The sequence below is a fragment of the Haladaptatus sp. T7 genome, assembly GCF_026008575.1.
GTDB classification, from domain to species: Archaea; Halobacteriota; Halobacteria; order Halobacteriales; family Haladaptataceae; genus Haladaptatus; species Haladaptatus paucihalophilus.
Genome location: NZ_BROP01000018.1, coordinates 1 through 698 on the forward strand (window position 1 = coordinate 1; position 698 = coordinate 698).

Genomic DNA, 698 nt, shown 5'->3' on the forward strand with positions numbered 1-698 from the left:
ACTACCCGGGTATCTAATCCGGTTCGTGACCCTAGCTTTCGTCCCTCACCGTCGGGTCCGTCCTTCCAAGGTGCTTTCGCGATCGGTGGTCCGTCTAGGATTACAGGATTTCACTCCTACCCCAGACGTACCCCTTGGATCTTCCGGCCCCAAGCCAGCGGGTTTCCGCCGGACGCCTGCTCGTTGAGCGAGCAGATTTCCCGACGGACCTGTCTGGCCGGCTACGGACGCTTTAGGCCCAATAAAATTGGTCATCACTTGAGCTGCCGGTATTACCGCGGCGGCTGGCACCGGTCTTGCCCAGCTCTTATTCGTGTACCACCTTACGATACACAAAAGCGAGGACGTTATGCCCTCGCACTTGGAGTTCCCTTATCGCACTGTCGTGCAGTGTAAAGTTTTCGCGCCTGCTGCGCCCCGTAGGGCCTGGATTCTTGTCTCAGAATCCATCTCCGGGCTCTTGCTCTCACAACCCGTACCGATTATCGGCACGGTGGGCCGTTACCCCACCGTCTACCTAATCGGCCGCAATCACATCCTATGGCACCGGAGCGTTTCCAGCTCCACGCATTCCAGCGATGGAGCCTTATTCCGAATTAGCCTCAGTTTCCCGAGGTTATTCGAATCCATAGGGTAGTTTGATCACGTGTTACTGAGCTTTCCGCCACGAGTCTAAACTCGTGCAACTAGCATGGCTA

General features: G+C 56.3%; 1 rRNA gene. It reads right to left on the reverse strand.

The annotated features are described in order from the left end of the window. Positions 1–698, reverse strand: a 16S ribosomal RNA gene (locus OPC11_RS22055); the annotation flags it as partial.